Raw genomic sequence first — 26,437 nt, forward strand, 5'->3', positions numbered from 1 at the left:
CTCACAATAACGAACAAGGGGAACGCTATGAAAACTTTCATAAAAACTGGAATTTCCGCGACTGCAGCCATCGTGCTGTCGGCAAGCATCGTTGCGCCGGCTTTTGCACGGGACCTGACGGTCGTGTCCTGGGGCGGCAATTATCAGGACGCGCAGCGTAACATCTATTTCAAGCCCTTTGCTGAAAAGACCGGAAAGCCCGTTCTGGATGAAGCCTGGGATGGCGGCATCGGTGTCATTCAGTCAAAGGTAAAGGCAGGCGCGCCAAACTGGGATGCCGTACAGGTCGAGGCTGAGGAACTGGCACTGGGCTGCGCCGACGGGCTCTACGAGAAAATCGACTGGGAAAAGATGGGCGGCAAGGACAAGTTCCTCGACTCCGCCGTCAATGATTGCGGCGTCGGTGCCATCGTCTGGTCCACGGCAATCGCTTATGATGGTAACAAACTCAAGGACGGCCCGTCCTCCTGGGCGGATTTCTGGGACGTCAAGAAGTTTCCCGGCAAGCGCTCCTTGCGCAAAGGCCCTAAATACACACTCGAATTCGCGCTGCTGGCCGATGGTGTTTCCAAGGACGAACTCTACGACGTCTTGGCAACCGAAGAGGGCATTACACGCGCATTCAAAAAGCTGGACGAGTTGAAGCCAAACATCGTCTGGTGGGAATCGGGTGCGCAGCCGCTGCAATTCCTTGCTTCCGGCGAAGTAACGATGGCGTCGGCCTATAACGGTCGCATAACCGGTATCAACCGCACTGAAGGAAAAAACTTCAAGGTCGTCTTTCCGGGCAGCATCTACGCTGTAGACAGCTGGGTGGTATTGAAGGACGCCGAAAACAAAGCCGCCGCGCAAGACTTTATCGCCTTTGCAAGCCTGCCTGAAAATCAGGCCAAGCTCCCCGAATTCGTAGCTTACGGCCTGCCAAACAAAGCAGCCGCTGCGAAGGTCCCGGAGAAATTTGCCAAGGATCTGCCGACCGATCCGGCAAACATGACGGACTCGATTCCGCTGAACGTCGATTTCTGGATCGACAACGCGGAAACGCTGACGCAGCGCTTCAACGCCTGGCTTGCCAAGTAAGACATCCGCAAAGAAGGACACCTCACCGGTGTCCTTCCTTTCTGGCCGGGTGCGTTATTACGGGATTTCCGAAAAGTGCATCCTTCGCCTCAAGTGATGGAGCCTTGCGTGGCAGAATTTATTAGATTTGACCGTATTACAAAATTTTATGGCCCGCTTTGCGTAGTCGAAAACCTTGATCTCGGCATCGATAAGGGTGAATTCGTCAGTTTGCTCGGTCCTTCCGGTTCCGGGAAGACAACACTGCTGATGATGCTTGCCGGTTTTGAGCAGGCCACATCCGGCAATATTCTGTTGGATGGAAAGGCAATCAACGACGTCCCAACGCACAAGCGTGACATGGGCGTCGTGTTTCAGAGCTACGCATTATTCCCGCATATGTCGGTCGGCGAAAACGTCGCCTTCCCGCTTCAGATGCGCGGTGTACCAAAAGCGGAGATCGCCAAACGCGTGGCGCGCGCGCTGGACATGGTGCAGCTATCGGCCTTCGCCGACCGCCGTCCTTCCCAGCTTTCGGGTGGCCAGCAACAGCGTGTGGCGCTTTCCCGTGCTTTGGTTTTCGAGCCGCGCGTGGTTTTGATGGATGAGCCGCTCGGCGCACTCGACAAGCAGTTGCGGGAGCAGATGCAGTTGGACATCCGCGAACTGCATAGACGCCTTGGCCTGACCATCGTGTTCGTAACGCACGATCAGTCCGAAGCGTTGACCATGTCGGATCGTGTTGCTGTTTTCAACAAGGGCAAAATCGAGCAGATCGGAACACCACGTCAGGTCTATGACGAACCTGCGACGCGCTTCGTGGCTGAATTCATCGGCGAGACCAATCTGGTCGAGGGCGTGGTTGAAACGATACAGGGACTGGAAGCCGTGGTGCGTGTGGCATCAGGCGCGAAGATCGTTTCTGCGCTGTCCGCGCAGGTGTCGCCTGGCCAGACAGTGTATGTTTCCATCCGCCCCGAGCGGGTCGATTTGACGGAAATACGCGCAGATGCGCGAAACTGTCTCGAAGCGGAGGTCACGGATTCTGTCTATCAGGGTGATCATCTGCGTGTGCAATTGCAGAACCCCTCCCATCAACTGATTGCCAAGCTGGGCCGCCGCTCACGCGAATTTCAGCCGGGCGCGAAGGTTTATGCTGCCTTTTCAGCGGATGATTGCCGGGTTATCTCGCCATGAGCGTCATCACATCGCGCACCGGCCGATCGCTGCTTTTACTGGCACCGCTCTTCGTCTTCCTCATCGGCTTTTTCGTCTGGCCACTGTTCAGCATGATGTCGCAATCAGTGTCAGACACAGCAGTTTTGCGAATTCTGCCGCGCAGCGCAGAGGTATTGCCGGGCTGGGACCGGGTGTCGCCGCCGACCATATCCATGCAAACTGCCCTGATCGAGGACCTGAAGGCCGTTGATGACGAGCAGGCGCTCGGAGACATGGTCCGCCGCCTCAACAGCGCCCGCTCCGGCTTTCGCACGCTGATGTCGAAAACCACGAGTGCGCTGGGTGATACGGCAAGTCCGCCCAACGATCTGGCTTCCATCGACAAGAGATGGGAAAAGCCCGAATTCTGGCTGGCGATCGCGGATGCGCTGTCGCCGCTGACGGATCGTAACCTGCTTGCCGCAGTCGATCTTGGTCGCAACGCAGCCGGTGAGATCGAACACCTGCCCGCTGATCAATCCGTCAACCGCGTCATCCTCATACGCACTTTCTGGATTGCCGCGCTCGTGACCTTCGCCTGCGCCTGTATCGGTTTCCCCTATGCGATCATCGCAGCGTCACTTGCAGGCTGGAAACGTGATCTGATGCTCGGGGCCGTGCTGTTGCCTCTGTGGACTTCGTTGCTGGTGCGCACCGCCGCATGGTTCATCCTGTTGCAGGAGAAGGGCCTCATCAACGACGTCTTGCAGACACTCGGCTTGATCAACAGTCCTCTGGCTCTCATTTTCAATCGCACCGGCGTCATCATCGCCATGACACATGTGCTGCTGCCCTTCATGGTCCTGCCAATCTACTCGGTGCTCATCACAATTCCCAAAAACCTCATGCCAGCCGCCGCATCACTGGGTGCCCATCCGTTGCGCGCGTTCCTGCGGGTTCTGTTGCCGCTCAGCTTGCGTGGAGTTGCTTCCGGTAGTCTGCTCGTTTTCATTTCGGCAATCGGCTACTACATCACACCGGCGCTGATCGGCGGGCCAGGCGACCAGATGATCTCCTCGATCATTGCATTTTACGCTACCGGTTCGGCAAACTGGGGCATGGCTGGTGCCCTGGGTGTCGTACTGCTCATCGCGACATTGGCTCTCTATAGCGTCTATGCACGGCTTTCTGCCGAAGAATCGGAAAGGTATTAGGCCATGCCGATCAGGCTGACAAAATTTGCCTTTGCGTTGCTGACGATCCTCTTTCTCATCGCGCCGCTCATTGCCATCATGCCGCTTGCCTTTACCTCAAGCGTCATTCTCACCTACCCCATACCGTCATGGTCGCTGCGCTGGTTCGAAGAACTGTTCACGGCGGATGCCTGGCGACGAGCGATCATCAACAGCTTCATCATTGGCACCGGCACCACGTTGCTTGCAACGGTTCTTGGCACGGCAGCATCGCTTGGCCTGCGCAACCGCCTGCTGTTCTTTCGTGGAACGATACGGACTCTATTCCTGCTGCCGATGGTCGTGCCCGCCGTGGTGCTGGGCGTTGGTATGCAGGTCCTGTTGGCACGCTTCGGCCTGACGAACAGCTATGCGGGCGTGATTATTGCCCACACCGTGGTGGCAGTCCCTTTTGTCGTGGTCAGCGTGACGGGCGCACTTTCCGGTATCGACGCGCGCGTGGAACTGGCGGCCCAAAGCCTCGGTGCGTCACCCACCACGGTCTTTCGACGCGTAACCCTGCCACTCGCCATGCCCGGCGTGCTTTCCGGTGCAGTGCTGGCCTTCGCAACTTCCCTGGACGAAGTGGTCCTCACCCTCTTCGTTGCCGGTCCAAACCAGCGCACACTCGCCCGGCAGATGTTTTCCAGCATCCGTGAAAATATCAGCCCGGCCATCGCTGCAGCCGCATTCCTGTTCATCGTGATGACGATTCTGATCGGCCTGATCGTGATTATGTCACGTCTGGCGCTGGCAAAGCGGCGTTAGTTCGGCGTTTTAGCGAGCGTTGGAGAATGCTTTCGTTGTTTCCCGTCACCGACGGGAGGCGGCATCCTGTTTCTGACATATTTGCCCGTCTTTGTGCACAGTCAGGCAATAGGGGGAATCGCATATGGGTATTTTTGACGCTCTTTTAGGTCATGGATCGACCGTTGACCCATCCGATTTGAGCAAGCGTCTCAATGGCGTGATGATCGATGGAGAAGAACCACAGCTGGCCTTTAAGGTCATTCGTGATTTCTTCGTGTTCACGCAACATCGTGTCATTCTTGTCGATATTCAGGGCATCACGGGCAGCAAGGTCGACTATACGTCGATACCCTATCGCGCCATCACCCGGTTCTCTGTTGAAACCGCAGGAACATTCGATTTGGATTCCGAGCTCAAGATTTGGGTTTCCGGATCGAGTACACCCATCGGCAAGACTTTGAAAAAGGGGACCGATGTCCGCGGCATCCAGCGCGCGCTCGCAACAGGCGTTCTGAGATAGCTCGCCATCTCAGAATAGCCAGAATGCTTTAGCGCGTAGCCGGTGCCGGGTCGCGCTTGGTTTGTCGGTAAACGCCCTGCGGATTTTTCGAGGCGATCGACTTGTAGATTTCCGCAGTTCTCAAACCAATGGTCCGCCAATCATATTTCGATAAGATTCTAGAGCTCTGGTGTTGTGACATGCTCGCCACTGGCGCGTTTTCCATTTTTTTCTGGAGCAGTTCGGCCAGCCTGTCGATATTCCCCAACGGAAAATACGAGCTGGTATCAAGTGCCAGTCCAAGGTTCGCCTCGATATCGCTGGCAAGAACCGGAAGTCCGTGCGCCATGGCCTCAAGAAGCGCGATCGGCATTCCCTCGTGGCTGGATGGCAGAACAAAGAGTCCCGAATTCGCGAAGAGACTGGCGAGCTTGCGCCCTGACTGAACGCCAGTGAGCACAACACCGGGTGTGGTTTTTGCGCGAGCCTTGATAGTAGAGACATAATCACTGTCCAGATCGCCGCCGCCGACCAAGACCAGCTTGGTATCTTTCAAGTTCGTTCTGGCAAAGGCTTCGATGAGATCCAATTGACGTTTCTCAGCGACGAGACGAGCCACCAAAAGGATATAGCGCCCCTTTCGCAAGCCAAATTCCTGAAGAACGCTGTCTTCCAGATTTGTCGTATCAACCTTGACGCCATTTGGAATAAAATGAACGGTTGACTGGAAATCCCTCTGCATTCGGTCTGCGATATGTTTCGCGATTGCAATGCGAGCGTGGGAAAACCTCATGCCCGCCCACTCTCCAAGCTGCAATATCCGCTTCTCGAACGAGTTCCACTTTTCCCGGTCATAGTCATAACCATGATGGGTGAAAACGACCCTTAAGCCGAGCAGACGTGCAAGCGGTGCGACCAGAGAGGGTCCAACGGCATGGATGTGAACGATATCCGGGTTGAGACGCCGCGCTTTGACCAGAGCGAGCGCCGTGTGGACAATAGCTTCCAGACGTGTGCTGCGGGGTGCCCAAAGCGGGTGAACGGTGATACCGCGCCACACATAAGGTTGGGTGTCGGCAACATAGTTCTTCCGGGCAAAGACGTGAACATCCGCGCCAAGGTCAACCAGGTTGGATACGAGCTGCTCAACATGTGTCTCAACGCCGCCCTGCACATCTGGTATTCCACGCAGACCGATCATGCATATGCGCATGGAATCCAGCATCTGGACCTGTTCATGGTGGGGACGAACGCTTCCACTCGCATCAAGCTTCGGCTGAGATTTTACCGTAGAGACATGATTCATAGCGCCCTCCTGATTCATATTAGAACATTAGGATATAATAACTTAAATTGGCGCGGAGGCGAGTCTTTTCGGACTTTGAGCGTTTCGTATTGTTGGCATAGTAAACGGTGCAGTTGCACCAAACCCAAACACTAAGCGGAAACCTTCGACTCAGTATTATCATCGCGCCTAATATACCTATACCCAAGGTTGACCATTGGCTTCTCCAAATAGTCATAGACGAGCACTGAGATCAGGAGGGTCAACACGAGACTGATGATCCCGATCGGAAAATCTGCCCAAGTGCCGGTGAGCGGCAGAAACGCGAACACCAAAAGCGCGGCTATGCCGTGGAAAAGATAGATCGAGTAGCTGAGCGCCCCCAGACGCGACAGGGTGGCATTGTGTGGCGCGCTCGTTTTGACGGAAACCACAAAGACACATAGGGCGGCTACGTAACTCGTTAAAATCGGCAGAGTGCCCACCAGGAAGAAGCCATCTTGCCGCGAAAGTGAGAAGTCACCGATGGTAAGGAGAACGACCGCCTGCACCAGCAACACGCAGGCGCTGCCGATGAAAGCGCCCGGGAGTTTATCGACCAGCGTCATCCGTAAAAGCAGTCCGAGATAAAGAAAGGACACATGCAGACTGAGGTACTGCACCGGCATCGCGGTACCGACGGAACGCAAAAGAATGGGGATGGCAGTCGCTGACGCGAGTAAAATCGCAAAAACCGCAACAATCGCCGGGCGATACAGAAAACCCAACGCAAACAGGCCTGCAGACAGGACGTAGAACAGGATTTCGATTGTTAACGTCCAGTAGGCCCCGGACATCCAAGGTTGGCGGAAGGCCGCGGGGAGCATGGTCATGTTTGCGAGAAGGGTCGGCAAAGACGGCCACTGACCATGCATTGCAGAGGCGACGGCAAGGCAGGCCAGTGCTAGCCACATTGCGGGAAACAGTCGGAAAAAGCGCGAGACAGCAAAGCGATGAAGCGGGTGGGTGCCCTTGATACTGAAGGGAACCACAAACCCGCTGATGAGAAAGAACAGAACCACGCCGAAGCGGCCCGCATCGAAATACGAGACGCTCGATGTCGCGACGTAATACGCGATGCCCTGGGGATTGGTCGCTTCGTGAATGATATCTCCGAAGAAGTGTTGAACCACCACCGATAGGGCGGCGATGGCACGAAGCGCATCAATGTTTTCATACCGATTGGCCGGTTTGCGCGAATTGCCCTGATCAATAATGACCGTAATGGGAGCGGTCGATCCGCCTGCTGTGCCTTCTGAAGACTGCATCGAACCACGCCTTTTCGTTGAAATGATTGCAGGAAATTCCGCTCAACCGTCGCATGCAAATAAATCATATAGAAGTAAATTCTAAAATAACTAATTCCGCTTTAAAATTGTAAGCCTCCGACACCACGTATGGTCGACGGGGTAGACGTTTTTTAACCCCAAGCTACATGGATATGGGATGCCGATTTTCTTACGGAGTTTGCTTTTCACGCTGACAGGCGCTGTGATCTTGATCGGGGTGTGGGCAAAACACCGGCTGTTGGGCTATCGGAAACCGAACACCGTATCGGCCGATTACAGAGATGCGCGCATCGACTATGTCCACGACGTTGTGCAATCATGGCTGCGATTTCTGCCTCCCGATGTTTCCATCAGGGGGCGCTCGGTTCTGGAACTCGGACCCGGATCGTCACTGGCAACAGGTGCGCTGTTGCTGGCACATGGTGCGCAAACCTATACAGCGGTCGATGCCTTCGCACTGGCAGCCGACGAAACGGCAGAGTTTCCCCGTGACGCCATTGCCTGCTTTAATGGCGATCTGAAACAGGATGACATTGATATCGCGCATGCGGCACTACACGGCGCGTCATCCAATTTTCAGTATCATGTGGATGCCGGTTTTAATATTCCTGCGCTGTGCCAAGAGAAAACCTTCGATCTTATTCTCAGTTGCGCTGCCTTCGAACATTTCGATGCCATAGAAACAACGATCGATGGTTTGACCAAGGTCGCGCGAAGCGGCTGCGTCAGCCTGCATATCGTCGATCTTCAGACACACACGAACGCTATTCGTCAGCGGGATCCCAATAACATCTATCGCTTTCCGACATGGTTCTACTCTCTGCTTGCCTTCCCCGGCCAACCGAACCGCAAGCGGCCCATAGACTATGTCCGCGCATTCGAGCGAAATGGTTGGGTGGATGTTCAAGTCATAGCGGCGAAATCCATACCCGAAGACCAACGTAAGAAGCTGATGGCAGGGCTTGCAAAGCCATTCGACACTCCAGAGATGGACATGCATATGCTGGATGCGGTCGTCATCAGCCGCTACCCTTGAATATGATCAGGGTCGGACACCAAGTTCCCTATAAAGCGTAGTCGTTCGATCAAGATAGGCGGCTTGCGAAAACTCCTGCTGGACCCAGAGACGACCGCTTCTGCCCATTTCCTGCCGCATGCTTTTGGACAGTTCGTCCATCGAGGTCAAAACTCGGGCCAGATCATCCGGATTGGACGGTTTTGCGATCAGTCCTGTTTCTCCAGCTCGGATCAGTTCGGGAATGCCGCCAATATCGGTTCCGATAACGGGGCGGCCCAGCGCATAGGCTTCAAGGAGGCTCACGGGGGCATTTTCATACCATTCTGATGGCAGAACCAGCGCTTTTGCACCCGCAATGGCCTCGTGAAGCGCCTGACCGGTGAGGTATCCTAGAAACTCGACATCAGCCCCGACTTGCTGCGCCAAAGAACGCAAATCTGCTTCATCCGGTCCCGTACCCGCGATCCGCAGACGTCGCCCTGATATTCCCGCAGCCTTTATCAAAGTCGCAATGCCCTTTTCGGGTGCCAGACGTCCTGCAAACAGAAAATAATCACCCTCATCCACCGTCACGGGGCGTTCACTTATCGACTGTTCAACAAAGTTTGGAATGTAAATCAGCTGGTCGGCACGCCATCCCCATTCCATCAGCTTCGCCTGATAAAATCGGCTTGGGACGATAATCTTGTCTATATAATCGCGATAAAGACCAAGTGCTCGGTGAACAGCGGTTTCCACCATGACGACACCACTCAGAGCAACGGACTCTTTCATGCAACGATTGACCAGAACATTGTAGATTCTGCCGCCTTTGCATTTCTCGCAGATGCCTTGCGGTGAAAGCATCTTATAGGCAGGACATGCAAGTTTCAGGTCGTGTGCCGTCAAGACCGTTGGTATCCCCTTTTGCTTTAAAAGCGGAAATATCGAGGGAGAGATATGGTGGTAAACATTGTGCGCATGGGCAATATCAGGCCGCACCTGATCGATCAGGCTGCTCAGGCTTGCACGGGCTTTTCGCGAATAGATGACCTCCAGACTGTGCTCTACTTTCTTGAGCAGCCCACCCTGATTGCCGAACTCGATTTCCGGCACGAAGTGTGAAGACCAGTCTGAATGCAGATTGTTCGGATGCTGCATCGAAAAAGGCACCGCGCGCCAGCCAGCACGTTCGAACATATCGATCTGGTCTAGGAAGATCGCCTCTGCCCCGCCTCGCCTGTAAAAGTAATTGTTGATTGCGAGCAACGTGTTTCCCATCCCGTCGCTCCTCACTCGTTGATATACTGAAGAGCGTCACGCACCGGTAAAACGAGACAGCCTTTTGAAACAGCGTAGCGCACCAGGGTGGAAAAAGTACTGGGCGTACAGCCATAAGGGGTCGGCGTTTCGCTGATGTCGTGGGTAAAGAAGACAAGCCAGCCAGGCTCTGCGACAACAGCATCAATCTGGCTGGTCAGAAAGAGCGCGTCGGTTTCGGGCTGTCTGATCTCCATTCCCCAAAGATAGGATCGATTGACCACACCGCGATTGATGCGATCTCCGCCGCCACGGGCCGTTGCGTATCGTTTTGCAAAAACCTTACGGTGACGAAGTGAGCCCTGATTGTAAGGATAGGCAAAGCTCCGCTGATCTATATATGGATCAAACCCATCAAGCAGTTCCGCATTCCGGTCTAAGTCTTCTTGCAGCTCTGCTCCCGTCACCGTACCGACGGCCTTATGAGCAAAGGTATGACACCCGATTTCATGCCCGGCCTCGGCCAACGACCTGCATCCTTGCGCGGAAATCAACTCCCGGTCTGGCTCCCTTTTCCCCAAAAGGCCACCAGCAATATAAAATGTCCCTCGGACATCATTGTCCTCCAAAATACGCGCCCCGGCGGAATGCGCCGTTTCTGGAACATCATCGAATGTGAAGGAAACGACAGGGCGTTTGCACGTCACGTTCAACGTGGAAACCGGCAACGCACGCACGGCTCTTTCCACCAGCCGTTCCCGCACATATTTCAGCTTCGGCCAAACTTCAGACAGCACCGGCATGTTTTCGCTCCCACATGTCTTTCCTGTCATTGACGAGGTTCATTCGAGACTGCATCTCCAATCCGAAAATGGACACCAGCAGGAAAAAGCAGATCGGGCTGCCGCTCTGGAAAAAGATGACCTCCAGACAGCCAGCATAGATGACGTAAAGCCACACACGCATGAACAGGCGCGACAGAGCCGGACTGTTTGCCCCCAGCCGTCCGACAGCGCGCAAAGGCACGAAAATGACCAGTGCGACCGTGAGCATCAGCCCAGGAATCCCGGTTGTCAGAAGCGCATCGACATAGGCATTGTGTCCGTTGAACGCCTTCACTGCCCAGGTTTCCAGACCGGCGGAACTTTGGGTGATATCCGTGGTCTGCCAGAAACCTTGAAAGCCGTAACCAAGAATGGGTGACTGAGCGATGGCGTCAAACGCGATCTTCCAGATATCGGTTCTGTTCGTGAAGGTTGGATCCACACCGAGTGATGCGATGAGACCGCGAAAGCCTTCCGAAAGAGCTGCTCCCAGCGCCAGCAGGTTGAATGCCAAAATACCGCCTACCGCGATTGGCCATCTGCTCCAGCGAAATTTCTCGAATATCCATTGGAGAGTGAGGATCAGAGGCAGCATCGCCGTGGAAGATTTTCCACCTGTCTGGATCAAAAAGAAGACCGACAGGATGACGATGGCCAGACCGCTTTTCTTCCAGCCGACGCTGCGAAGATACAGCCCGAAAAAAGCTGCAACGAGCATAACGGCTGCGGCCAAGTTCTTGTGGGAATACTGCCCTCTCCAAAACCCCGCATTCATCGGCTCGATGAGTTCGGTCGGCTGGTGGATGGAGAGTGTGGGCAGAAAAATCACACCGAAGTAAGCGATCCCAAGCGTGATTGCGGTGCCAATCATGAGGAGACGGGAAAACTGCTGTTCCGAGCGAGGCAGCAGGAGGAACATGCCTGCATTGGCGCAGGTTAATATAGCGAGGATCGTTCGCTTGATTGCGTCCGTGGGATGGCTCGAAAGTCCGGACGAAATCAGAAACCAGGAGAAAAGAGCGATAACAAGAATTTGCGGCTGGCAGATCTGTGATCGCAACGGATGGGTTATGGCGGCATAGATCGTCAACACGGTCAGCGCCAGGAACGTCAGTTGGTTGATGGCATTGGAACCGCCCGCGGCATCTGAGCCGCTGGCTTCCACGGTGACGAGATCGACAAACGGATTGGTGGTTATCCAGAAAAACAGAAAAAGCCCCATGAAGACCAATGTCCTGATCTTCTGTTGCATGTCCGTCTTTTCGCGCCCCAATGCCGTGGTTGCAGCCATCAGCTTGCCCGCTCAAAGCGCCAGTTGTTTTGCCGAAGAAGCACGAAAAGACGTGTCGACAGGACCGAGATCACACCGAGTATCAGGCCGGCGATAAGGCCACCGATCGCCAATAGCAAAGTCGGCGGTGGCCAGCTGCGTTTTTCAGGCGGCACCGGCTCTGTAACAATTCGCAGATTGGACACGCTGATCTGTTGCTGCTCGCTGGTTTCACCGACACGCTTCAAGAACGTATCGTAAAGCGCCGCCTTTGCCTGGCTGTTACGCTCCAGCTCCTGCAGCTGGACCTGTGAGTTATCGTCGGTCGAAACACGCTTCTGCGCCTCTTCCAGCTGCGCCCGCAGCGTCGTCACGGAATTTTCCGCCTGATCCAGATCGACCTGGATGGCCTGTAGCGACCGTTCAGTTTCCCGCGCCATTTCCGCACGAAGCGTGCCAAGCTGCGCACGTGCGCTGACAAGCTTCGGATAGCGCGCACCGTAGGTCAGCGCCAGTTCCTCATACTGCTGCTTGAGAACGCTGTATTGTGACCGAAGCGTAACGAGGGTGGGTGAGTCCAATGTATCGGCGGGGACAACGCCATCGGCGATCGGCTGGCTGAGTTTCCTGTAGCGCGACTGTACGTCGGATAGACGCGACGAGGCTTCATTCAAAAGCGTGTTCAACTGCGACACGCTTTGAATGTTGACCGATCCGGTGCCTCCCAAATTCTGGAGATTGTTGTCCTGACGGAACTGCACGACGGCATTTGCAGCCTGCGTAACCGCCTGCCTCAGTTCTTCAAGCCGATTGGAAAGTGCTGCGCTGGCGTTTTTCGCAAGATCGGTCTGGGTTGCCTCCAGCTCTTCCCGGAAAGACTGCGCCAACGTGGAAAGCACGGCAACGGAGCGCTCAGGGTCGCGGGTCCAAAGGCTGATGGAGACAAGATAGGTTCCGCCTTGCCGCGCAACCTTGATACGTTTGGCAAGGTTGCGCATGGCGACGACCACACCGTCATCTGCGGATGCCGGCGGCGTGGGCTTGAGCCAGTCGAATATGCCTTCTTCGGTATCTGCTGCGGAATTAAACTCGGGCATTTGATGAAGGCTCTGCCGCTCGACCGTCCGGCGCAGCACGTTTCCTGACGTGATCAAAAGCAGCTTGCTGGAAATATCCAGAATTTGTGCGTCGCTCTGAATGTTCGGCGTCGTCAACTCGTTGGGCACGACCTGCCCCGTGGGCGGCGGCAAAAGAATATCCATGCTGGACGCGTAACGCGGCTTGACGGCAAGGCCAAAACCGACCGCCAAGACACCACCCACAAGTGCAAAAATCGCGATAATAAGCAGGCCGCGCCTTAGCCAATCGAACAGCTTTGCAGGCGTTATCAAGGGATCCACAGATGTAAAACCTCTCGCATGAGCGTTCGCGCGGGGCGACGCATCATCAAAAACGGGTCTCGCCCGCTTCTCGCTTGGGTACTCATACATGCGTTACCGTAACCCCTATATCAATCAAAACGAAACGTTTTCATTATATACGATCTTACTAAATCACATAGTCCGCTGATAAATCGTTTACAGCACATCCATTTTTGCGGCATGGAGATAAACGAAATGATGACCAGCGGGAAAAAGGACAAGCCACGGTTGATAGGGATGTTGCTGTCCTACAGCGCGTCCTCGGCCAGCCTGTTGATCGCCAACGCGGCACAACTCGTCACTTTTGCAATTCTTGCACGATCATTCGGGGCAGAAGAATTCGGTCGCTACGTCGCTTTCATCGCCATAACCAGCATCGCCGTGCATCTGTGCGGGCTTGGCGCATCCGAATGCCTTGTCCGACGCGTGCCGCAGGACCCAACCTGTTTTCCGCGCATCTTCGGCCACAACCTTATCCTGACCTTGGCAAGTGGCGCTGTGTTGGTGGCGTTGGGAACCGCCATATTGCCGGAGTTCATCACCTTTGGTGAATCCACGGCGCAAAGTGTCTGGACCACGTTCCAACTGGTCTTGACCAATGTCGTGCTGGTTCGATTGATCATGCTGGGAGAAAGCATCTTTCTCGCGCACTCGAAATACGGTGCGGCCAATGCTTCCGTTGTCGGCTTTGCCTTCATTCGAACCGCGGTGGCAGCCATTGCCTGCCTTGTATTTCAGGTCGAGACCGTTGAAAACTGGGCGACATGGCAGCTTGCCGCCCATCTATTTACCCTTGTTCTTTATGCCTATTTTGCATTTCGCATCGGTCGTCCTCAATATGTTATCGAGCGCGATGAAATCCGCCTTGGACTGCTGTTTGCAACACCCTTCATCTTCCGTGCCATCAGGCAGAATGTAGACTTGCTCGTACTGGGCTTTGTGGCCGGAGCCGAGGTCGTGGGAAGCTATGGCGTGGCGCGCAGAATTACCGATAGCAGCTACATGGCCATCGATGCCCTGAACCGGCTCGTTTATCCGCGGCTTGCGGTCGCGAGCATGTCGGGTATCCACAACGCTTTCCGGTTGACGATCCGCATACTGGGCGTCGCTCTCGCCCTTGGCCTCATTGCTGCGATTACGATCTTCATTTCCGCGTCCTTCATGCCTTTGATTTTCGGGCCGGAATATGTGTCTCTACCGCATTTCCTGCGGATCATGGCGTGGCTGATCGTTTTTGTTGCCGTCTGGTCCATTGCCGTCGACTTACTGGGTGCGGCGGGTCAGCATTCGTCACGTGCCTGGGTTCTCAACCTGTCAAACGGTATCGGTGCCATCCTTATCGGTCTGGCAGCATGGGCTTGGCCGCCCTACGGCATTTTCATCGCTGGATACACAATTGAGCTGAGCATCGTCATAGCCGCATGGATTGTCGTGAAAATCCATGTCGCACGCTCACTAGCAAAAAGTCAGGAGGTGAAGGCATGACATCGGATCAGCCAACCAAGATCAGACCTGCCGAATCGGCTGATGTACCCCAGATCGCCGCTCTGTTCACATCCGTTTTTCGGAAACGCTCCAAGCCTGACATGGGCACCGTGAACGCCTACATGTCGGAACTCCTGTTCTCACACCCCAACTATGAGCCCAAAAACGGAACCATGGTCTCTGCGGATGACTCCGGCAGCGTCAAGAGCGCGCTTATTATTTTGCCCCTGACCTATAGAATTGGGGAAGACACCGTGATCGCCCGGTTGGCTTGTGCCTTTATGGCCGCCGAAGATGCCAATCCTCGCAGCATTGCCGCACTCATTTTTCAACTGCGCCCTAAGGCCAGCCAGATCAGTTTTTCCGACAGCGCTGCACCTGTCAGCATCTCTCACATGAAAGCGATCGGCGGTATCGAGCTGCCGGTTCAGGGACTGAGATGGTACAATGTTTTCAAACCCATCACCGCTGCCGGTGGTTACATGAGACGCCGTATTTCATCACGGCTGCCTTTCAAGCTCGGCGCAGGCCCGTTGCCAAAGCCTTCATCCCTCGTTAGCATACCCTATGCCTCCAGCTATAGCGTCACGGAAGCCACGCCTGACGGTTATGCAACCAGTGCCAATCGATTTCTGGCTAATTATGTGGTGGCACCTGTTTACACCGCTGGCGACCTTGAGTGGACGATCAAGATGTCGAGCGGCCCAAGCGGTCGTGGCAAGCTTGTTCTTGCGCAGGTGCATGACGAGAACGGAGACATATGCGGTGTCTTTTCCTTCGTCGGTGCCGTCGGCGGTGAAGCCCAGATACTCGATCTTCTCGCGCAAAACGGAAAGCAGGACGAGGTGCTCGACACAGCACTTGCAGCTTTGAAAGACGCCGGTTTTGCATTCGTTTCGGCACAGGTCAGGCCGGAGACGATACCGTCATTATCGAAGCATCACAGCATCTGGTATCGTCATATAACCGGCGTCTCCGCGGCGTCCCGTTCAAACGAATTCAAACAGGCAATGCAGAACGGCCAGGCCTATGTGGGTGGTATCGCAGGCGAAAGCTGGAGCAGGCTGGTTCGCGATTTCTACTAACCTAATTACGCTCCACGAGAAAATAGGTCGTGGGACCACTTGGTACGTCATTGGTAAGAGTGGTCGCTTCTCCCCCGTTGGTAGTGATGAGCACAGGATGGACACGCCCATCCAGACCTATTGGAGAAATGTTGACGTCACTGCCGGTTTCAAAGTGGAGACCAATATCCATACGGCGGATCATCACAGGTAAACGCCCGAAATCTTCGATGATCCGTTCTTCTGCATCACGGAACTTCATGTCCGTGTTGTGAGCGTCCGAAGCCAGGATGAGCAGCATCCTCTTGCTCTGTTCCAATGGCTGCCCATCCAGCGAAGAGATCGCGAATAGTCCCCGCCCGTTTGCAGCCTGCACTGTTGCAAAACCCAGATCGAAAGGTGCATCGATTTTGTCGAAGGCGAGTGCCTCCGTCATGGGTGAGCGCAGGGCCAAGGTTTTTTCCGGAGCATCCAGCTGCAATTCCTGGGTTTGGCTTAAAACATGACCCACTTCTAGATCGGCGGGGTGCGACATCTGCAACTCTCCGCGTTGCTTTAGTTGCGAAACGATACTCGCAGGTGTTTGGCCGTCACGTACTGGATCAACCGAAACCGTGTCTTCCTGATGCTCTTGCTGCGATTGCAGGCCGATTGCACCGAGCAAGCCGAGACGGGTCAGCATCTCCGGTTCCATGTCGTTGATGCCTTGAGGCAGACCCGACTGGCCATTGATCAGAAACGGTATGCGTAGCGCTGCAGATTTCAGGTCCCCACGGCGGAAAACTAGCGCGGCAAGCGTTTCACCAGCCCGGGCGACCGGATCAAGCGCTATTGCATAGGGAAGCATCTGCTTCTTGTGCGGAAAATCCTCACCATAGGAGAGGACGATCGGACCGTGAGCGTGTCTGCAAAGCACATCCCAATCCTGCAAGGCAGCAAAGGCTGGCGCGGCCAAACCAGCCTCATATCGGTAGGGGTTCCAGAAGAGGTGATCATACTCGGTAACGAAGAAGGGACGTCCGAACCAGCGTGCAGCCGCTATTGTTCTGAGATAAAGCAGCCCATCTTCCAACGAGCTTTTGCCCTGAATTTCCGTGCCGGGAGCATAGGAATTGACCCAGTCCTGATAGGTGTTCATGGCCACCGCATCCTGAATGCTGCGAGTGATGCCCGTCTGGATCGTCGGCCAGTTGTTGTAGGGAAGGATGATGCCCTGAAAACCGAGGTCGCGGAGCGACTGAGTCATCTTGGCTGTCGCCCCATGCTCCACCTCGGTGAAAAAGGATTGCAGATCACGCATAAGCTCGCTGCGCTCATAGCGGTTGGTCGGCAGAGCGATGGACCGATCATCCAGATTGCCCTCGGTTAGCCAACGACCCCATTTTTGAATGAGCGCGTCCGACGTACCGTATTTTTGGACAAGCCACGCATTGAACAGCGGTTTGAGACGCTCGGAAAACGGCGCACCGCGCTCACTTTCCTGCATCATAGAGTCGAATTCCAGCCCGTTTTCATTGAACGGTACTATTGCCACCAGCGCAGGATCGCGAATGGGCGCAATGCCGGTGTAAGGATTGACGTTTGCGAGAAACATCTTCTGGAACTTGAGCCAGTGATCAAAGTCCGCGTCATCGATCTGGACTCCCAGCTTCAGATCACCTCTTACCTCCCATCGATCATTGAACCCGCCATAAGCACCACGAGAGGAACTGAGACCATCCATGATCCAGTAGATGCCATTCCGTTTCAACACCGCCATCAGATAATGAATGCGATCGAGGACTTCCGGATTGATGTCGAAATCCGTTGAACGCCCTTCCATCAAGGCAGCATCGACATAGTGGAAACGCGCAATATTATAGCCGTGCATCTTCAACTGAGCGGCATAAAGGTCCGCAGTTTGATGATCCGGAAAGCCTCCAGACGCTGGGCTCCAAGCAAGTGAAGCGCAGAGAAACCGAAGCGGCGTCTCACGGTCTTTAACCGTCGCCAGCTTTCCGGCAGAGTTGTTGACGATGCGGGCAGTGTCATCGATTGGCGGGTTTTGCAGTATACCGGAAAAGTCCAGCGGGCTGCCCGGTTGAACCTCAAGCGATGTCTCCCGCACTGAAAGCCAATCGGCAGCAGAAGCTGGCTGGCAAACCAGCAGGCAGGCAACCAGACTGGCATAAAAGGCAGTTTTCATCAGGATTTCAACAGCCTGCTTTCAATCCACTTGTCGGGCGGCTGACGAGCCCCGAAGAAGCCAAGCGGTAATGCAGCAGCATGAAAGCACCACGCTACAACGGCATAAAATCCCAGAGACAGGCTTTTTTGCTTGATGCTCATAAGAACAACGGGAAGCAGAAGGGCGGCGAGGAAAACAACAAATCCCCAAACATTATAGAAGCCCGCGATCAGGCAACCCAGCAAGATCGCCCACCATAGATAAACACCGAACCATAATCGGATTTCCGAAAGTTCGTCTGTCAAAGCCTTGAACCTCGACTGTTCCGATCCGGCACGGAGAAGCTCTCCCACGCCCCGAAGATATTTCGAAGACCAGCGACGGGTCAGCAGCACATAGGAGTTTATGCTATGGCCAAAGTGATCCACGAAACGCCTATCCAGACGATAGAGCGTCCAACCACGCATGCGAAGGCGTTGCCCGAGATCAAACTCCTCGTAACCATGGAGGTTACGGTCAGAGAAATAGCCGACTTCTTCAATTGCCGCTCGTCGGTAGAGCCCACCACCATTCAAGCGATCAAGAACACCGCTGCGGTTTTCCGGCGCATTTCTCTGGACACGTCGCGTGAATTCAAGGTTGTCGAGGTTGACCTCGTTCACGTGACCGCTAACACCCGCCACCTTCGGGTTTTCGCGCAGATAATCCAACGCAGCAGGCAAGAACGTTGCGTCCAGCAACATGTCACCGTCCATCAGGCAGACGAACTCACCCTTGCTATACTGAAAGCCAAGCTGAGGGCCAACGCCGCAACTCGGCTTGGCTGGCGCTTGAATTTGCGCGATGATAACAGGGTATTCGGACGCTATTTCAACAGTTCTGTCGCGTGATCCGCTATCGGCGACGATAATCTCGCCGTCCAGATCAGCGAGCGCCGTCATGACGCTTTCGATAGCGGCACCAATCCGCTTTTCTTCGTTAAGCGTTTTAAGGATGACCGATATTTTCAAATCAAAATCCTGCAACCAAGAAGCGATGCTCCAAGATTACACGTTCCTGCTGAAACGTATATCAAACTTTTCTTAAATGCTTAATGTTGCCCTCCATCAAATAGAGGCATGCTATGACACCTCTATCTGACAGTGCTCGCTGCGTTCCTATCGTGTTCCTTGCAGCAAACTCGCCTCATCGGAAACGATTGCGACGGCTTCATCGCGCAACACGTCCTTTGCGTTTTTCCGCGCATTTTCAATTGCCAGATTGGCACTCAAACTACGCTCATTCGCTTGCAGACCATCGTCTTCATTCCGAAGCATACCGTCATCTGCCTGCTCACGCGCCTTGAGGCGGTTCGTAAGCGCGGTCATTTCATTTCTACGCTCGGCCTCATTGAGAGAGATGGTGCGCTTTTCGCGCTGGGTCTTGAGATCGGCGACATCCTCGACAAATCGCTGAAAGGCCTTGTCGTTTTTGATCCGGTCGTCGTGACGGCTTCTCAGCTGCGGCAGCAGCTTGGCCATATTGTCGTTTGCTGCATATCTCGCCGGCTTGATCTGATCGAATGGCAAGGCGTTGTCGTAACTGGACTCACCAAGAGTTTTTGGGTCCGAAAGACCAGGCAAGCTGATGTCTGGCGTTACACCACGCAACTGTGTCGTACCACCATCGATGCGGAAGAATTGCGCGATGGTCAATTTCAACTGGCCGAGCTCAGGCTTGCTGTTGCGCGCCACTTGATCAAGGTCAACCACCGTCTGTACGGTGCCTTTACCAAAGCTTGGTTCACCGATGATCACGCCGCGACCGTAATCCTGAATTGCCGCAGCAAAAATTTCAGACGCCGAAGCCGAACCGCGATTGATCAAAACGCCTACGGGCCCAGCCCAGGCGGGTTTAGAGAGATCGTCACTTTCGACCTTGATCTTGCCTTCCGCGTCACGTTGCTGAACGATAGGGCCTTTGCCCACGAACAGACCCGTCAAATCAATCGCTTCAGCCAGAGAACCGCCACCATTATCGCGAAGGTCGATCAAGACACCGTCGACATCGTCCTGTTTCAGTTCGCCAAGCAGCTTGGCGACATCGCGGCTTGCGCTTCTGTAATTCTTATCGCCCTTTCGACGTGCGTCGAAATCCTCGTAGAACGTCGGTAGTGTAATAACCCCAACCTTGTGCGTGACGCCGTCTTTCACGACAGGCACAACGGACTTCTGCGCAGCTTGTTTTTCAAGGCTTACTTTGTCTCGTACAAGGCTGATGACACGATGGTTTGCGCTCTGCCCCGCGTCGGCTGGCAAAATATCCAGGCGTACGACGGAATCCTTTTCGCCGCGTATCATCTGTACGACTTCATCAAGACGAGTGCCGACGACTTCCTTTACGGCACCATCCTCGCCCTGACCGACACCAATAATACGATCCCCAACCGCCAACTTGCCGGATAATTGCGCCGGGCCACCAGCAACCAGCTCACGGATCGTGGTGTAACCATCGCGCTCCTGCAACACGGCACCGATACCGACCAGCGAAAGCTTCATCGAAATGTCGAACTCATTGGAAGCTGCTGCGCTGAAATAGTCGGTGTGCGGGTCTACCGCAGTTGTATAGGCAGCCATAAATGTCTGGAATACATCGTCGCTCTTGTAGGGATAAACGCGGTCCAGAATATTTTTGTATCGTTTGTCCAGCGTATCGCGGATGGCTGTATCGGCTTGACCCGCCAGCTTCAAACGCAACCAGTCGCTCTTGACCCGCTTGCGCCAAAGCTCATTGCTTTGCGCATCCGATTGTGCCCAAGGCGCGTCGTCACGAGACAGAGGGTAGTCTTCCTTGACGCTGAAATCGAAACCTTGTTTCAGCAAGCTGCGCGCATAGGTCATGCGATCCACAACCCGTTGCGTATAGACATTAAAAATCGAGAATGGAATTTTAAGATCTTCACCCAGAATCGCATCATCGATGCTGGTGCGGCCCACCATGAACTTGTCGATGTCGGACTGCATGAACAGCATCCGATCCGGGTCGAGGGATTTGATAAATTTGTCCATGATTTTTGCCGCCAAGGCATCATCCAGCGGAACCGGCTTATAGGCGTATCGTCCCAGGAACTGCGCGCTCAGACTAGCCGCAGCAGCCTGGCTTTTTGACGGTGCCAAAACAGGAGGTGCCGCAGGCTCTTGAGAAAAAGCTGAAGACGCGACCAACAAAATTAAGCCAACAAAACCGTACTTCATGCGCATCCAGCATTATTCCTTATGGGCAGCCTGAACTATTTGCATCATCGTAAAGAGCAAATACGATATTTTCTCAAGCGTGGATGCCCCTTTTGTCTTAAATCCAGCAATTGTGATCGTCCAAGCCCCAGTTTATGGACAATCGCGACGACAGATATGTTGTAAATGGGCGGCAACACGACCTTACGCATCAGCCATGGAGAAGAAAATTATAAAGATAATGGTGTTACTTCACAGTGCCGTGGGCGTGGACTGGCAGTCGCCGCCAAAAGGCACGAGCCTGAAAACACTTGGTGAAGCCGAAGAACAGGGCTTCATACTGATCCGTGGCGAATTTCAGAAGCGCCAATTCCGCCTGACAAATCTAGGCTTTGAATATGTGGAGCGCGACAAGCGGCGTCTAGAAGCGCGCAGGCTTTGAACCCCATAACGTCAGGATGAATTTGGTCTAAGCGCAAAGGAGATGCTTCGCCAAGCGAGCGCAACGCGGCGGATGCCAGTTGCCGGACTCGCCTGTGCGAATTTATGCAATGAAATGACGGCTTGGTGTTAACAGTGATGACAAGTGATCTTGCAGTCACCGGTCAGACCAGAACTGGATCCTTCTTGAACATTCCCAATTGCACGATAACTGCCCTGCATCTGCGCAGTTTGTCGTTGCTATTGTCGACAGCATCATCGGACTTCCGGAGGGTACCGGGTTCTCTTGAAGCTGGCGAGGGTGGGGCATATCCAGATCAGCAAACTCTGATGAGCCGATTATCTTCCACGTTATCGCAACAAACTGCCTCTGAATATCGACGCTGACTAAAGCTCTTAGCGCTTGTCCGTGAAGCTCACTTACGTGGCGATCTACGTGTTTTCGTTCTATTTCCGCACTTTGGTGCTGCGCAAAATTGGGTGACGATCGTCACCCGATCCTGAAAGGATCAATCATGACAACCATTTCCTGTGAGGCGTTTAAAGACGCATACGTCAAGTCGGACGCATTTTGGTGCGCGAAATCCCCGCTTGGTGTTGAGGCATGATCGGATATCTGATCCTCGTTCACCGGTTTCCTGAACAGTTCAAGCGCCTCTTCAAAGCCATTTACGATCCAGCCAACAGCTATGTTGTCCATGTCGACAAGAATTCCGGTTTTGCGCTCGATGCCGAGATACGTGATTTTCTGCGCCCCTACCCCAATGCTGAGGTCATGGAAGGACGTGCAGCACTATGGGGAGGCTACAGTCTGGTCGATGCCGAGCTTCGCGGCATGGAACACCTCCTCGCAATGGATAGGAACTGGAGCCACTTCATCAATCTGAGCGGCCAAGACTTTCCGTTGAAAACCCAGGCCCAGATCAAGGCTTATCTGCGTAAGAACCCGAATTGCGAATATATCAAGGCTCAGGATCAGCAGAAATATCGTCCCGATACGATGCGCCGCATTGGTGAATTCGTCATCGAAAAAGGTGACCGGATCGAGCAGACATCAACCATGAGGGCGTTCCTCGCGGACGTCACGCCTTACATTGGTAATCAGTGGATCATCACCAGTCGGAAGTTCTGCTCATTCGTATGCAACGATGTGCGCGTCGAGCGGTACAAAGACTTTTACAAAAACACCTTCATCGCCGACGAAGGGTTTTTCCAGACCGTCATGATGAATACATCAGTGCACGGTGAGGTGATCAACGACGACCTGCGCATGATCGACTGGGTGCCGGACGGTGACATAAAATTGCGGCCAAGAACCTATCTGCGGGAGGATGCTGCTGCTTTGAAGGAAAGCCCCAACCTCTTCGCACGAAAATTCGACCAAAGCGTCGATTACGATATCCTGACGATACTGGAGCGGCATCTCGCAAAGCAAACGCTTATCCCAGACGGCCATCTTGAATTGATGCCTTCTACAGCTGCCTGATCTATCGTAACGAGGGTCGCAAACCCGTTTGTATTCGAGCGCGACCCTCTTTCACAATCCGCTTAGACTCATTGAGTCTAGACAGCATCAACGACCGTTTTTTGCGCGCCAAGCTTCATAGTTCTTTTGGTGTTCATCCCGAGTGCAGGGGTAAAGGCCGATGATGGGTTCTCCGGCTTTGACTTGCTCCATGACGAAATCCTCGAAACTCTCCATGCCAGCGCATTCGTCTACGAGTTCCTCCGCAAGATGCGCGGGAATGACCATGACGCCATCACGGTCACCAACCAGAACGTCGCCGGGAAAGACCGCGACGTCGCCGCAGGAAATGGGTACGTTGATGTCCATCGCCTCATGAAGCGTCAGGTTGGTGGGGGCGGAGGGCTTTGCGTAATAAGCGGGCATGTCGAGCGTGCCGATGCCCGCTGCATCCCGGAATCCGCCATCTGAGACAACGCCGGCAGCGCCCCGATAGGCGAGCCGGGTGATGAGGATGGAGCCCGCCGTTGCGGCTCGGGCGTCCTTGCGAGCATCCATTACCAACACATGACCGGGTGGGCAGGCTTCCATGGCAACCCGTTGCGGATGGTCGGGGTTGCGGAATATCGTGATCGGATTGCGGTCCTCACGCGCGGGAATGTAACGCAGGGTAAAAGCCTGACCGACCATGGTTTCGGCCTTCGGGGCAACGGGTACGACGCCTTGAATGAATTGGTTGCGCAAGCCTCGTTTGAAGAGTGCAGTGGCGATCGAGGCTGTCGAAATTTTCTTGTATTTGGCTCGGGTCGCGTCGCTGAGCACATAGTCGGTCATGGTGGCTCCTTTTGGTATGATGGTCGACTCAGTAAATATCCGGCTCGCCAACAGATTTGCCAAAACCGGTTTCGAGAAAATCAAAGTCGCAGCCTTGGTCAGCCTGCGTTACGTGGCGTGAGAACATCCAACCATAGCCACGCTGAAAGCGGGGTTCAGGTGCCTGCCATGCGGCTTTGCGGCGGGCCATCTCATCGGCGTCGACCAACATATCAAGGCTGCGATTAGGGAGATCGAGGCGGATGATGTCGCCGTTGCGGAGAAGAGACAGCGGGCCACCAACGAAGCTTTCGGGTGAAATGTGCAAGATGCAGGCACCGTAGCTGGTCCCCGACATGCGTGCATCCGAAATGCGCAACATATCACGATGGCCCTGTTTGATCAGCGCTTTTGGAATAGGCAACATGCCCCATTCCGGGAAACCTGGCCCGCCGAGCGGCCCGGCATTGCGCAGCACCAGAACGTGCTCCGGCGTGACATCGAGATTTTCGTCGTCTATCGCCTTCTTCATCTCGGGGTAGCTGTCGAAAACCATCGCTGGCCCCTGGTGCACATGGTATTTCGGGTCGCAGGCCGCAGGCTTCATCACGGCACCGTTCGGGCAGAGATTACCGCGCACCACTGCAAGCGAACCTTCATGATAGACCGGGTTCGTCAGCGGACGGATGACATCGTCATTATAAACTTTCGCACCCTCGAGGTTTTCGCCCATCGTGCGGCCAGTCACCGTCATCGCGGAGAGATCGAGCCTGTCTTCGATTTGCTTCATCAGAGCCCGCAGACCGCCCGCATAGAAAAAGTCTTCCATGAGGTAGTCCTTGCCGGACGGGCGAACATTGGCGATCAGCGGCGTGACCCGGCCGAGTTCGTCAAGATGGTCGAGGGTGAGATCGACGCCCGCGCGCCGGGCCATGGCAATCAAGTGCACCACGGCATTTGTGGAGCATCCGGTCGCCATGGCGACGACCGCCGCATTGCGGCAGGCAGCTTCCGTGATGATGCGATCAGGCGTCAGGTCTTCCCACACCATCTCGACGATTCGCCGACCGCAATCCGCACCCATGCGCTGGTGGTTCGCATCGACGGCGGGAATGGAGGACGCGCCGGGCAATGTCAGCCCCATGGCATCTGCAATTGCGGTCATGGTCGAGGCCGTTCCCATGGTCATGCATGTTCCTGCCGAACGGGCAATGCCGCCCTGAACGCCCAGCCATTCCTCGTCCGTGACGTTACCCGCCCGGCGTTCGTCCCAGTATTTCCAGGCATCCGAACCGGAGCCGAGAATCTTGCCGGCATAATTACCGCGCAGCATTGGACCGGCAGGAAGATAGATCATCGGAATACCGGCCGAAATCGCGCCCATGACGAGGCCGGGGGTGGTCTTGTCACAGCCACCCATCAGAACGACACCGTCCAACGGATGGGAGTGGATCATTTCCTCGGTCTCCATCGCCAGCATATTGCGGTAGAGCATGGACGTCGGCTTGGTGAAACTTTCGTCTACCGAAAGCGACGGCATCTGGACCGGAAAGCCGCCAGCCTGCAACACGCCGCGCTTTACGTCCTGCACCCGCTCCCTGAAGTGGGCATGACAGGTGTTGAGTTCGGACCAAGTGTCGAGAACGCCGATGATCGGCTTGTCACGAAAATCCTCCTCGCTATAGCCGAGCTGCATCATGCGCGAGCGGTGACCGAAGCTGCGCAGGTCGTCGGGTGCGAACCATCGTGCGCTTCGAAGCGTTTCAGTTGTCTTCCTGGTGGGGATGTCTGGCATTGCGATAACCTGTTGCGGGATAAACGGGGAAAGGTGGCGCTATTCTTTCATGCCCCACTTTTGGATGGTGTGGCGCTCGATCGTCTGGAAGATCAGGTTTTCAACAATCAGGCCGATGATGATAACGGTGAGCAGGCCGGCGAAGACAGCGGGAATATCGAGAAGATTACGGTTCTCGAAAATGAACCAGCCAAGACCGCCCTGTCCTGACGAAACGCCGAAGACGAGTTCGGCTGCGATCAACGTACGCCAGGCAAACGCCCAGCCAATCTTCAGACCTGTCAGAATGGAGGGAAAGGCTGCTGGCACAAGGATGCGCAGGACATAGGAAATGCCCGTCAGGCCGTAATTAGCACCGACCATGCGCAATGTCCGAGACACGCCCAGAAAGCCGGAATGCGTATTGAGCGCCACAGCCCACAATACGGAGTGGATCAGCACGAAGACGAGACTGGACGCGCCGAGGCCGAACCAGATGAGGGCGAGCGGCAGCAGTGAAATGGCTGGCAGCGGATTGAACATCGCCGTCATCGTTTCAAGAAAATCCGTGCCGATGCGGGTATTGATGGCGAGAATTGTCAGTAGAGCGGCCAGTACCGTGCCAATGGCATATCCCATGAACAATATCTGCAGAGTCGTCCCTATACGCGCTGGCAAGGTACCATCGATAAACCGGTCGATCAGCGTGGAAATCGTGTCGCTCAGGGTCGGAAAAAGCAGGGGGTTGTCGAGGTAGGAAGCGTAAATTTGCCAAATCGCGGCAAGGATCAGGATCAGCAACGTCTTGCGCAGAGCGCTGATCCCCCAAAGGGTTTCGAAAGCGCTCAGCTTTTGCTCGACCGGCTTGATGTTGTCATGCGGCTTAGAGGCGGCCACATCGGCGGCGAGAATGATGTTGGACGACAGCATGAC

At 54.8% G+C, this 26,437-nt stretch carries 22 protein-coding genes; 10 read left to right on the plus strand and 12 right to left on the minus strand.

Features of this window, described 5'->3' with window-relative positions:
• Window positions 1-27: 27 nt before the first annotated feature.
• The 5 genes from CPJ18_RS18535 (at window position 28) to CPJ18_RS18555 (ending at window position 4,719) form a co-directional block, all read left to right on the plus strand.
• Entirely contained in the window at window positions 28-1,080 is a 1,053-nt protein-coding gene (locus tag CPJ18_RS18535; RefSeq protein WP_077105163.1) for an ABC transporter substrate-binding protein, read from the plus strand.
• A gap of 96 nt (window positions 1,081-1,176) precedes the next feature.
• Window positions 1,177-2,256, plus strand: a complete 1,080-nt coding sequence (locus tag CPJ18_RS18540) for an ABC transporter ATP-binding protein (RefSeq protein WP_077105162.1) — start codon at window positions 1,177-1,179, stop codon at window positions 2,254-2,256.
• The gene (locus tag CPJ18_RS18545) at window positions 2,253-3,431 is read left to right on the plus strand and encodes an ABC transporter permease (protein ID WP_103659622.1); all 1,179 of its coding nucleotides are present in this window, start codon (window positions 2,253-2,255) and stop codon (window positions 3,429-3,431) included. Before CPJ18_RS18540 ends, CPJ18_RS18545 begins: the two co-directional genes overlap by 4 nt.
• A 3-nt stretch (window positions 3,432-3,434) precedes the next feature.
• Complete coding sequence (locus tag CPJ18_RS18550) at window positions 3,435-4,217, plus strand: ABC transporter permease (protein WP_103659623.1); 783 nt, start codon at window positions 3,435-3,437, stop codon at window positions 4,215-4,217.
• 124 nt (window positions 4,218-4,341) lie between these two features.
• Entirely contained in the window at window positions 4,342-4,719 is a 378-nt protein-coding gene (locus tag CPJ18_RS18555; protein ID WP_103659624.1) for a PH domain-containing protein, read from the plus strand.
• A gap of 28 nt (window positions 4,720-4,747) precedes the next feature.
• Here the strand turns inward: CPJ18_RS18555 and CPJ18_RS18560 are convergent, their stop codons facing one another.
• Window positions 4,748-6,004: a glycosyltransferase family 4 protein gene (locus tag CPJ18_RS18560; protein WP_103659723.1), complete on the minus strand. Its 1,257-nt coding sequence runs from the start codon at window positions 6,002-6,004 to the stop codon at window positions 4,748-4,750.
• A gap of 131 nt (window positions 6,005-6,135) precedes the next feature.
• Window positions 6,136-7,290, minus strand: a complete 1,155-nt coding sequence (locus CPJ18_RS18565; protein WP_103659625.1) for an acyltransferase family protein — start codon at window positions 7,288-7,290, stop codon at window positions 6,136-6,138.
• Window positions 7,291-7,519: 229 nt separating this feature from the next.
• On the opposite strand from CPJ18_RS18565, the gene CPJ18_RS18570 reads away from it, so the two are divergent.
• A complete protein-coding gene (locus CPJ18_RS18570) occupies window positions 7,520-8,347 on the plus strand; it encodes a class I SAM-dependent methyltransferase (protein ID WP_146258698.1) in 828 nt (275 codons plus the stop codon).
• A 6-nt stretch (window positions 8,348-8,353) separates the two neighbouring features.
• On the opposite strand, the gene CPJ18_RS18575 is transcribed toward CPJ18_RS18570, so the two are convergent.
• The 4 genes from CPJ18_RS18575 to CPJ18_RS18590 are packed head-to-tail and all read right to left on the minus strand — an operon-like array spanning window position 8,354 to window position 13,062.
• Window positions 8,354-9,589 carry a glycosyltransferase family 4 protein gene (locus tag CPJ18_RS18575; RefSeq protein WP_103659627.1) on the minus strand — a complete coding sequence of 412 codons (1,236 nt, stop codon included), beginning with the start codon at window positions 9,587-9,589 and terminating at the stop codon, window positions 8,354-8,356.
• An 11-nt stretch (window positions 9,590-9,600) separates the two neighbouring features.
• Window positions 9,601-10,371: a polysaccharide deacetylase family protein gene (locus CPJ18_RS18580; protein ID WP_103659628.1), complete on the minus strand. Its 771-nt coding sequence runs from the start codon at window positions 10,369-10,371 to the stop codon at window positions 9,601-9,603.
• Window positions 10,355-11,683, minus strand: a complete 1,329-nt coding sequence (locus CPJ18_RS18585) for an O-antigen ligase family protein (RefSeq protein ID WP_077118410.1) — start codon at window positions 11,681-11,683, stop codon at window positions 10,355-10,357. Before CPJ18_RS18585 ends, CPJ18_RS18580 begins: the two co-directional genes overlap by 17 nt.
• A complete protein-coding gene (locus tag CPJ18_RS18590) occupies window positions 11,683-13,062 on the minus strand; it encodes a GumC family protein (protein WP_167397935.1) in 1,380 nt (459 codons plus the stop codon). The genes CPJ18_RS18585 and CPJ18_RS18590 overlap by 1 nt, the downstream gene beginning before the upstream one ends.
• A gap of 219 nt (window positions 13,063-13,281) precedes the next feature.
• On the opposite strand from CPJ18_RS18590, the gene CPJ18_RS18595 reads away from it, so the two are divergent.
• Window positions 13,282-14,568: a lipopolysaccharide biosynthesis protein gene (locus CPJ18_RS18595; RefSeq protein WP_244554377.1), complete on the plus strand. Its 1,287-nt coding sequence runs from the start codon at window positions 13,282-13,284 to the stop codon at window positions 14,566-14,568.
• Entirely contained in the window at window positions 14,565-15,653 is a 1,089-nt protein-coding gene (locus CPJ18_RS18600) for a hypothetical protein (protein WP_103659630.1), read from the plus strand. The genes CPJ18_RS18595 and CPJ18_RS18600 overlap by 4 nt, the downstream gene beginning before the upstream one ends.
• Window position 15,654: 1 nt before the next feature.
• Here CPJ18_RS18600 and CPJ18_RS18605 read toward each other — a convergent pair whose 3' ends face one another.
• The 3 genes from CPJ18_RS18605 to CPJ18_RS18615 form a co-directional block, all read right to left on the minus strand.
• Window positions 15,655-17,817: a glycoside hydrolase gene (locus CPJ18_RS18605; protein WP_103659631.1), complete on the minus strand. Its 2,163-nt coding sequence runs from the start codon at window positions 17,815-17,817 to the stop codon at window positions 15,655-15,657.
• Window positions 17,817-18,809: a glycosyltransferase family 2 protein gene (locus CPJ18_RS18610; protein ID WP_077118626.1), complete on the minus strand. Its 993-nt coding sequence runs from the start codon at window positions 18,807-18,809 to the stop codon at window positions 17,817-17,819. The genes CPJ18_RS18605 and CPJ18_RS18610 overlap by 1 nt, the downstream gene beginning before the upstream one ends.
• Window positions 18,810-18,956: 147 nt before the next feature.
• A complete protein-coding gene (locus tag CPJ18_RS18615) occupies window positions 18,957-21,038 on the minus strand; it encodes a carboxy terminal-processing peptidase (protein ID WP_103659632.1) in 2,082 nt (693 codons plus the stop codon).
• A gap of 190 nt (window positions 21,039-21,228) precedes the next feature.
• Here CPJ18_RS18615 and CPJ18_RS18620 point away from each other — a divergent pair, with 190 nt between their 5' ends.
• Together CPJ18_RS18620 and CPJ18_RS18625 are read left to right on the plus strand one after the other, a co-directional pair.
• A complete protein-coding gene (locus CPJ18_RS18620; RefSeq protein WP_244554183.1) occupies window positions 21,229-21,453 on the plus strand; it encodes a hypothetical protein in 225 nt (74 codons plus the stop codon).
• Window positions 21,454-22,056: 603 nt separating this feature from the next.
• Window positions 22,057-22,938 carry a beta-1,6-N-acetylglucosaminyltransferase gene (locus CPJ18_RS18625; protein WP_077105148.1) on the plus strand — a complete coding sequence of 294 codons (882 nt, stop codon included), beginning with the start codon at window positions 22,057-22,059 and terminating at the stop codon, window positions 22,936-22,938.
• A gap of 87 nt (window positions 22,939-23,025) precedes the next feature.
• Here CPJ18_RS18625 and CPJ18_RS18630 read toward each other — a convergent pair whose 3' ends face one another.
• Genes CPJ18_RS18630 through CPJ18_RS18640 form a run of 3 tightly spaced genes read right to left on the minus strand, consistent with a single transcriptional unit; the run spans window position 23,026 to window position 26,434 of the window.
• Window positions 23,026-23,751, minus strand: coding sequence for a ribonuclease activity regulator RraA (locus CPJ18_RS18630; RefSeq protein WP_077105147.1), 726 nt, complete (start codon window positions 23,749-23,751; stop codon window positions 23,026-23,028).
• 28 nt (window positions 23,752-23,779) lie between these two features.
• Window positions 23,780-25,525, minus strand: coding sequence for an L-arabinonate dehydratase (gene araD / locus CPJ18_RS18635; RefSeq protein ID WP_077105146.1), 1,746 nt, complete (start codon window positions 25,523-25,525; stop codon window positions 23,780-23,782).
• A 39-nt stretch (window positions 25,526-25,564) separates the two neighbouring features.
• A complete protein-coding gene (locus tag CPJ18_RS18640; RefSeq protein ID WP_077105145.1) occupies window positions 25,565-26,434 on the minus strand; it encodes an ABC transporter permease in 870 nt (289 codons plus the stop codon).
• Window positions 26,435-26,437: the final 3 nt, after the last annotated feature.

Origin of the sequence: Agrobacterium rosae, from assembly GCF_002915175.1 — a bacterium.
Taxonomy (GTDB): domain Bacteria; phylum Pseudomonadota; class Alphaproteobacteria; order Rhizobiales; family Rhizobiaceae; genus Agrobacterium; species Agrobacterium rosae.